Source organism: Modestobacter sp. KNN46-3, assembly GCF_011039295.1.
Map to the genome: position 1 here is coordinate 1 of NZ_JAAKGN010000180.1, position 8,570 is coordinate 8,570.

Consider the following 8,570-nt stretch of genomic DNA (forward strand, 5'->3'; position numbering starts at 1 on the left):
GCCGCCCTCCCGGACTGCTACAAGTCCGAGCTGGAACGGTCGGTCGACCTGGCCATGGTGGGGGTGGCCTCCGACGTGGCAGCCAGCCCGGCGGACCCGTGGCTGTACTTCGGGGTCACCGCGCACGGCCGGTCCACCTCGCCGGAGACGGCCGTGAACTACGGCGTCTACGTCGACGCGACCGGTGACGGCGCGTGGGACTACCAGGTGACCACCACCCGGATCCCCGACTACGACGTGCCGCTGGTGGTCGTCACCGACCGCCAGTACCAGCTGCTGCCGGCCGCGGACCCCTACATCGGGTTCCTCAACGTGGCCGACGGCACGGTCGACACCAACGTCTACAACTCCGACGTCCAGGTCATGGGCGTGCCGACGTCGGTCATGCCGCTGGTGCAGGGCCGGATCTCCTTCGGGGTCCAGTCCGCCAGCGCGTACGGCACGGTCGACGGTGTGGGCACCGTGCTGAGCCTGACGGGTGAGGCCGAGCTGGCCTCGGAGCGGATGAGCTTCGACCCGCTGGACCCGGGGCTGTCGTTCACCGTGGACGGCGCACCGGCGGTGCTCGTCCCGGCGATGAACGGCACCACGATCGCGGTCACCCAGAGCGCGTCGTACGCGGCCGACACGTCGGTCGGCGGCTTCAAGGGGGCGATGGTGGTGGTGTCGCACAACGACACCGGCACCGGCCGGGCGCTGACGGTCCCGATCGCGGTGCGGCCGGGGGCGCCCACGGCGCCCTGACCACACCGCACGACCCGGACGCCCTCCGCGAGCACCACCTGCGGGGGGCGTCCGGCGTGTGCGGGTGCGAGGCCGGAGGCGGGCGCCCACTAACCTCTGGCCTCATGCGCCTGGCAGTGGTCCCTGGAGACGGCATCGGTCCCGAGGTGGTGGCCGAGGGCCTCAAGGTCCTGGGCGCGGTCGCCCCGGACATCGAGAGCACCTTCTACGACCTGGGGGCGGCCCGCTGGCACCGCAGCGGTGAGCTGCTCCCGGACTCGGTGCTGGAGGAGCTCCGGCAGCACGACGCGATCCTGCTCGGTGCGGTCGGTGACCCCGGGGTGCCCAGCGGCATCCTGGAGCGCGGGCTGCTGCTCAAGCTGCGCTTCGAGCTCGACCACCACGTCAACCTCCGCCCCGCGCGGCTGTTCGACGGCGTGCGCAGCCCGCTGGCCGAGCCCGGCGAGATCGACATGCTCTGCGTGCGCGAGGGCACCGAGGGTCCCTACGTCGGCAACGGCGGTGTGCTGCGGCGGGACACGCCGCACGAGGTGGCCACCGAGGTCAGCCTCAACACCGCCTTCGGGGTCGAGCGCGTCGTCCGGTACGCCTTCGAGCGGGCGGTCGCCCGGCCGCGCAAGCACCTCACGCTGATCCACAAGACCAACGTGCTCACCTACGCCGGCTCGCTGTGGTCGCGCACCGTCGAGGAGCTCTCCGCCGAGTTCCCCGAGGTCAGCGTGGCCTACCAGCACGTCGACGCCGCGGCGATGTTCTTCATCACCGACCCGGGCCGCTACGACGTGATCGTCACCGACAACCTCTTCGGCGACATCGTCACCGACGTCGCCGCCGCGGTCACCGGCGGGATCGGACTGGCCGCCAGCGGCAACCTCGACGTGTCGGGCACCAACCCGAGCATGTTCGAGCCGGTGCACGGTTCCGCGCCGGACATCGCCGGGCAGGGCATCGCCGACCCGACGGCCACCGTGCTCTCGGTCGGTCTGCTGCTGGAGCACCTCGGCCGGCCCGAGCTGGCCAAGAAGGTCAACGCCGCCGTCTCCTTCGACCTCTCCACCCGCGACCCGAAGGCGACGATCCGCACCACCGAGGTCGGCGACCGGCTGGCCGCCCTCGCCGGCTGAGCAGAGGGCTACCGGCTGGGTCGCCCCGGCGTTAGCGTCACCGCCGTGCTGGCTGCGGTGCGGGAACGCTACGGTCCGCCGGACGTCGTCCGGGTCACCGAGGTGCCGATGCCGGTCGCCGGCCCCGGCGAGCTGCTGGTCCGGGTGCGCTGCACCACGGTCAACCGCACCGACTGCGCGTACCGGGCGGGCACGCCTCGGCTCACCCGGCTGCTCACCGGGGTGCGCCGGCCCCGCGCGACCGTCCTGGGCACCGAGTTCGCCGGCGTGGTGGCGACGGTCGGTGCGGGGGTGGGTGACCTCGCGGTCGGTGACCGGGTGTTCGGCTACGTCGAGGGCCGGTTCGGTGCGCACGCGGAGTTCCTCACCGTCCCCGCCGACGGCTTCCTGGCGCAGGTGCCCGACGACGTCCCCGACGACGTCGCGGCGGCCGCCACCGAGGGCGCCCACTACGCGGTGGCCGTCCTGCGGCGGGCGCGGATCAGGGCAGGTGAGGACGTCCTCGTCCACGGCGCCACCGGGGCGATCGGCTCGGCGGTGGTCCAGCTGCTGCGCGACCTCGGTGCGCACGTCACCGCCGTCTGCGACGGGGCCCGGGCCGACCTGGTGCGCAGCCTGGGCGTCGACCGGGTCATCGACCGCACGACCGAGGACTTCCTGGCCGACCCGCACCGCTACGACGTCGTCGTGGACGCGGTCGGGAAGAGCTCGTTCCGCCAGTGCCGTCGGCTGCTGCGCCCCCGCGGCCGCTACGTGTCCACCGACCTGGGTCGGCTGGCGCAGAACCCGGTGCCGGCCGTGGTCACGCCGCTGTTGCGCCGGCGCCGGGTCGTCTTCCCCGTCCCGGTACAGGACCCGGCCATGCCCACCGACCTGCGGGACCTCCTCGCCTCGGGCGCCTTCCGGCCCGTCCTCGACGACCGGCGCTGGCCCCTGGCGCAGATCGTCGAGGCCCACCGGTACGTCGAGCGCGGGCAGAAGACCGGCAGCGTGGTGATCGACGTCGGGTGACCCGGTGTCCGCCGTCCCAGCGGGTGGAACGCCGGTTCCACTCCACGCGCCCGGCGTGCTGTACTGGTGGTGATGGACGCCACCCGCACGATCATCATCAGCTAGCGCGCAGTCACCTCCCCGGATTGCGCGCAACCTCCCGTACCCCGGGAGGTTTTTTCGTGTCTGGGCCCAGTACCGAGCCGACCCGGGAGACACCGTGGCCAAGCCCCCCGCCACCGACACGAACTCGTTCCACGTCTTCGACACCGACTCCTTCCACGTCTTCGACACGACGTTGCGTGACGGCGCCCAGCGCGAGGGCGTGAGCTACTCCGTCGCCGACAAGCTCGCCGTCGCCCGGTTGCTCGACGAGATCGGGGTCGGGTTCATCGAGGGTGGCTGGCCGGGGGCGCTGCCCAAGGACACCGAGTTCTTCGCCCGGGCGCGCACCGAGCTGGACCTCCGGCACGCGCAGCTGGTGGCCTTCGGCGCCACCCGCAAGGTCGGCGTCCGGGTCGAGGATGACGCCCAGGTGCGCGCCCTGCTGGACGCGCAGACCGCGGTGGTGTGCCTGGTGGCCAAGTCCGACGTGCGGCACGTGCGGGAGGCGCTGCGCACCACACCCGAGGAGAACCTGGCGATGGTCGCCGACACCGTCGCCTTCCTGGTCGCGCACGGCCGGCGGGTCTTCGTCGACTGCGAGCACTTCTTCGACGGGTACGCCGCCGACCCCGACCACGGCGTCGCGGTGCTCGAGACCGCCTTCGCCGCCGGCGCCGAGGTGGGCGTGCTCTGCGACACCAACGGCGGCATGCTGCCGATGAGCGTGGGCCGGGTGGTCGCCGACGTCCGCGCGCGCACCACCGGGAAGCTCGGCATCCACTGCCAGGACGACACCGGGTGCGCGGTCGCCAACACCCTGGCCGCCGTCGAGGCCGGGGTGACCCACGTGCAGGGCACCGCCAACGGCTACGGCGAGCGGGCCGGCAACGCCGACACGTTCGCGCTGATCGGCAACCTGGTCACCAAGATGGGCCTGCCCGTGGTGCCGGCCGAGTGCCTGCCGGAGCTGAAGCGGGTCAGCCACGCCATCGCGGAGCTGGCCAACATCGCCCCCGACGACCACCAGCCGTTCGTCGGCGCCTCGGCGTTCGCGCACAAGGCCGGCCTGCACGCCAGCGCGATCAAGGTGAGCCCGGAGCTCTACAACCACCTCGACCCCGCCGTCGTCGGCAACGACATGCGCATCCTGGTCACCGAGATGGCCGGCCGGGCGTCGATCGAGCTGAAGGGCCGGGAGCTGGGCGTCGACCTGGCCGGGCAGGCCGACGCGATCGGCCGGGTGGTCGACCAGGTCAAGGTGCTGGAGGCCGACGGCTGGTCCTTCGAGGCCGCGGACGCCTCGTTCGAGCTGTTGCTGCGCGCGCAGCTGCCCGGTGCCCCCGCGCCGCTGTTCGAGCTGGAGAGCTACCGCACCTCGGTGGAGCACTGGGGGAACGGGGTGGTGGTCAGCGAGGCCACGGTCAAGGTCCACGTGCCGAACGACGACGGGACGACGGAGCGGGTGATCAGCACCGGCGAGGGAAACGGCCCGGTCAACGCCCTGGACAACGCGCTCCGCCAGGCCCTGGTCAGCCGGTACCCGCACCTGGCCGACGTCTCGCTGGCCGACTACAAGGTGCGCATCCTGGGGTGGAACGGCGGCACCAGCGCCACCACCCGCGTGCTCGTCGACAGCAGCGACGGGGTGGGGGAGTGGACCACCGTCGGGGTGCACGACAACATCGTCGAGGCCTCCTGGCACGCGCTGGTCGACGCCTTCACCTACGCGGTGCGGCGCCGCTGACCCCGCCCGGTCAGCCGGGGCTGCGGCGCAGGTCCAGCTCGATCTCCCGGGCCGCCGCCCGGAGCGGGGGCAACAGCTCGTCGCGGACCGCCTCGGGGGTGCTGTGCCGGGCGGAGGCGGAGATGTTCATGGCGGCGAGCACGGCGCCGTCGCCGTCCCGCACGGGCACGGCGATCGACCGCAGCCCCTCCTCGAGCTCCTGGTCGACCAGCGCCCAACCCTGGGCCCGGGTCTCCTCGAGGGCCCGGCGGAGCCGGTCGGGGTCGGTGACGGTGAACGGGGTCAGGGCCGCCAGCTGCGCGGTCTGCAGGTAGCGCTCGCGTTCGTTCTCCGGCCGGGACGCCAGCAGCACCCGGCCCATGGAGGTCGCGTGCGCCGGGAACCGGGTGCCGAGGTTGATGGCGACGGTCATGATCCGCTTGGTGGGCACCCGGGCGACGTAGACGATCTCCTCACCGTCCAGCACCGACAGCGAGCACGACTCGTGCAGGTCGGCGGCCAGCTGCTCCATGTGCGGGCGGGCGACCTCGGGGAGGGACAGCCCGGAGAGGTAGGCATAGCCCAGTTCCAGCACCCGCGGGCGCAGCGCGAACAGCCGGCCGTCGAAGCGGACGTACCCGAGCTCGACCAGGGTGAGCAGGAACCGGCGGGCCGCTGCCCGGGTGAGACCGGTCTGCCGGGCGACCTCGCTGAGGGTCAGCTGGGTGTGCTCGGCGTCGAAGGCCCGGATGACGGCGAGGCCGCGCTCCAGCGACTGGACGAAGGCGGCCGGTCGGACGCTGCCGCCCTCGTCGCCGGGGGGTGCCGTCGCGTCCATCGAACTCCTCCCGGGCGGCTGCCTCGGCGCCCGATCACGGCTCCATCACGGGCGTTGACGTGACTGGCCTCACGACCTACGTTCTCCACCTGAACGCCTGTTCGTATGGCGCACACCGTAGTGGAACCGACGTGGTCGTCCACCCCATCGGCTGACAGGTTCGACCACCCGCCCTCACCGTGGAGGACAGGCACCTGATGCACCTGCTCACCCGGGCAGCGCCATGAGCGCGACGGACGTGCGCCCCGCCCGCGCGGGCGCCGAACCCGCTCGACGGCGCCGCCCCGAGCTCCCGTCGTCCGTCCTCGGCCTGATCGGGCTGGTCGCCTTCGCCGCGCTGCTCGAACTGCTGCCCCGCACCGGCATCGTCTCGGCCGAGTACTTCCCGCCGTTCAGCGAGATGATCCGGGCGTTGGTGGAGGCGGCCGGCACCGACCGCTTCTGGGCCGCGACCGCGGAGACGGTCCAGGCGTGGGGCATCGGGCTCGGGATCGCGCTGGTCGCCGGCATCGGCCTGGGCCTGCTGATCGGCAGCGTCGAGGTGCTGCGCCGGTTCACCGCCTCGACGATCGAGTTCCTGCGGCCGGTGCCGTCGGTGGCGCTGATCCCGCTGGCGGTGCTGCTGCTGGGCCTGGGGCTCCAGTCGACGCTGCTGCTGGTGGTCTACGCCTCGTTCTGGCAGATCCTGATCCAGGTCATCTACGGGGTGCAGGACGTCGACCCGGTGGCCCGGGAGACGGCGCGGTCCTACCACCTGGGGCGCTGGGCACGGGTCCGGTACCTGATCTGGCCGACGGCGTTGCCCTACGTGATGACCGGCGTGCGGCTGGGTGCGGCGGTCGCGCTGATCCTGGCCGTGACCGCCGGGCTGGTCGGCATCGGCACCGGGCTGGGCGCGGAGATCGCGCTGGCGCAGTCGTCGAACGCCGTCCCGCTGGTCTACGGCCTGGTGATCTTCACCGGGTTGCTCGGTGTGGTGGTCAACCTGGCGGCCCGGGTGCTGGAGCGCCGGACGCTGGCGTGGCACTCGTCGGTGCGCGCGGACGTGGGGGGCTGAGATGCAGCCGGTGCTGCGCTGGGGCAGGACGCTGGGCTACGCGCTCACCCTGCCCGTCGTGCTGGTCACGCTGTGGTGGGTGTGGTCGGCGGACAGCACGAACTACTACGCACCGCCGCTGCAGACGATCCTGACGACCTTCGGTGACGTCTGGTTCTCCGAGCGGCTGCGCGCCGACGTCCTGCCCAGCGTCACCCGGCTGCTGATCGGCTACACCGGTGCGGTCGTCGTCGGGGTCGGGCTGGGCGTGCTGCTGGGCGCCAACCGCACGCTGCGCCGGGTGACCGAGCCGGTGCTGGAGTTCTTCCGCGCCATCCCGCCACCGGCGCTGATCCCGATCCTGTTCCTGTTCGCCGGGATCGGGGACACCGCGAAGGTCATCGTGATCATCTCCGGCGCGGTCTGGCCGGTGCTGCTGAACACGGTCGAGGGCGTGCGCGCGGTCGACGACGTCCTCTCCGACACCTCCCGGTCCTACGGCGTCACCGGCCTGGCCCGGCTCCGCCACCTGGTGCTGCCGGCCGCCAGCCCGCAGATCGTCGCCGGCATGCGCCAGGCGCTGTCGATCTCGATCATCCTCATGGTCATCAGCGAGATGTTCGCCTCCACCAACGGGCTGGGCTTCAGCGTCATCCAGTTCCAGCGCAGCTTCGCCATCCCGGAGATGTGGAGCGGCATCCTGCTGCTCGGGCTGCTCGGGTTCGTCCTGTCCCTGCTCTTCCAGCTCTTCGAACGGCGCACCCTGCGCTGGTACCACGGCCTGCGCCGATCTCAGCTAGGAGAGAACTGATGACCCAGCCGCTGCTCGACGTCGCCGGTGTGCAGAAGACCTACACCGGCTCCGGCCGCACCGTCGAGGCCGTCCGTGACCTGACCTTCTCCGTCGGGGACGGTGAACTGGTCTGCATCGTGGGGCCCTCGGGTGCGGGGAAGACGACGCTGCTCAAGTGCATCGCCGGGCTGCTGGAGCCCACCTCCGGCACGGTCACCCTCGCCGGCTCGCGGGTCGACGGGCCGCCGGAGGCGATGGCAGTGGTCTTCCAGGAGTACGGCCGCAGCCTGTACCCGTGGCTGACGGTGGAGGGCAACGTCGAGCTGCCGCTGAAGCAGAAGAAGCTGGACAAGGCCCGCCGGCGGGAGCTGGTGCGCGACGCGCTGGAGGCCGTGGGCCTGGCCGACGTGCACAGCGCCTACCCGTGGCAGCTGTCCGGTGGCATGCAGCAGCGGGTCGCGATCGCCCGGGCGGTGGCGTACGAGCCCAAGGTCCTGCTGATGGACGAGCCGTTCGCCGCCGTCGACGCCCAGACCCGCGCCGACCTGGAGGACCTGATCCGGTCGCTGTGGCACAAGCTGGGGGTGACCATCCTCTTCGTCACCCATGACATCGACGAGTCGGTCTACCTGGGGCAGCGGGTGCTGGTCCTGTCCTCCTCGCCCACCGTGATCATGGAGGACCTCGCCATCGACCTGCCCGACGAGCGCAACCAGCTGGACACCCGCTCCTCCCCGCGGTTCGCCGAGCTGCGCGGGCACGTCTACGAGCAGATCCAGCTGGCCAAGCACCGCAAGGGCGACCAGCACCAGCGCGACGAGGTCGCCACCGGCAGCCACCGGGCCGGGCCGCCCACCGTGGCTGCGGACCCCGGTCACTAGTCCAGGCTCCACCCCCTCTCCACCTCGCACGTCCGGCAAAGGAGCCACCATGCGTCGCCTGCTCGCCCCGATCACCGCTCTCGCGCTGCTGACCACCGCCACCGCCTGCGGCGGCTCGTCCGACGAGCCGGCCACCGACACCGAGGGCGGTCTGGCCCAGGTCGCCGTCGGGATCATCCCGATCATCGACGTCGCCCCCATCTACCTCGGTCAGGAGCAGGGCTTCTTCGAGGAGCGGGGCATCGAGCTGGAGCTGGTGCCCGGGTCCGGCGGCGCGGCCGCCGTGCCCGGTGTGGTCGCCGGGGACTTCGACTTCGCCTTCGGCAACGTGACCTC

9 protein-coding genes are annotated in these 8,570 nt (G+C 72.3%); 8 read left to right on the forward strand and 1 reads right to left on the reverse strand.

Features of this window, described 5'->3' with window-relative positions; translation table 11 throughout:
* From G5C62_RS23460 to cimA, 4 genes are all read left to right on the forward strand, one after another.
* The coding region (locus tag G5C62_RS23460) for a hypothetical protein (RefSeq protein WP_206330822.1) at positions 1–744 on the forward strand (744 nt) is incomplete at its 5' end.
* A 104-nt stretch (positions 745–848) separates the two neighbouring features.
* Positions 849–1,868, forward strand: coding sequence for a 3-isopropylmalate dehydrogenase (locus tag G5C62_RS23465; protein ID WP_164702896.1), 1,020 nt, complete (start codon positions 849–851; stop codon positions 1,866–1,868).
* 45 nt (positions 1,869–1,913) lie between these two features.
* Positions 1,914–2,879: an NAD(P)-dependent alcohol dehydrogenase gene (locus G5C62_RS23470; protein WP_206330823.1), complete on the forward strand. Its 966-nt coding sequence runs from the start codon at positions 1,914–1,916 to the stop codon at positions 2,877–2,879.
* Between the two features lie 199 nt (positions 2,880–3,078).
* Positions 3,079–4,707 (forward strand): citramalate synthase, encoded by a 1,629-nt coding sequence (cimA, locus tag G5C62_RS23475; RefSeq protein ID WP_164702897.1) that lies wholly within the window; start codon positions 3,079–3,081, stop codon positions 4,705–4,707.
* Between the two features lie 10 nt (positions 4,708–4,717).
* On the opposite strand, the gene G5C62_RS23480 is transcribed toward cimA, so the two are convergent.
* Positions 4,718–5,524: an IclR family transcriptional regulator gene (locus G5C62_RS23480; protein WP_164702898.1), complete on the reverse strand. Its 807-nt coding sequence runs from the start codon at positions 5,522–5,524 to the stop codon at positions 4,718–4,720.
* Between the two features lie 223 nt (positions 5,525–5,747).
* Between G5C62_RS23480 and G5C62_RS23485 the strand changes: the two genes are divergently transcribed.
* The 4 genes from G5C62_RS23485 to G5C62_RS23500 all read left to right on the forward strand — a co-directional run.
* Complete coding sequence (locus G5C62_RS23485; protein WP_164702899.1) at positions 5,748–6,581, forward strand: ABC transporter permease; 834 nt, start codon at positions 5,748–5,750, stop codon at positions 6,579–6,581.
* Position 6,582: 1 nt separating this feature from the next.
* A complete protein-coding gene (locus G5C62_RS23490; protein ID WP_052091590.1) occupies positions 6,583–7,371 on the forward strand; it encodes an ABC transporter permease in 789 nt (262 codons plus the stop codon).
* Positions 7,371–8,234 carry an ABC transporter ATP-binding protein gene (locus G5C62_RS23495; protein WP_241176086.1) on the forward strand — a complete coding sequence of 288 codons (864 nt, stop codon included), beginning with the start codon at positions 7,371–7,373 and terminating at the stop codon, positions 8,232–8,234. Before G5C62_RS23490 ends, G5C62_RS23495 begins: the two co-directional genes overlap by 1 nt.
* Before the next feature lie 49 nt (positions 8,235–8,283).
* A partial coding sequence (locus tag G5C62_RS23500) for an ABC transporter substrate-binding protein (protein WP_164702900.1) occupies positions 8,284–8,570 on the forward strand: 287 nt, incomplete at its 3' end.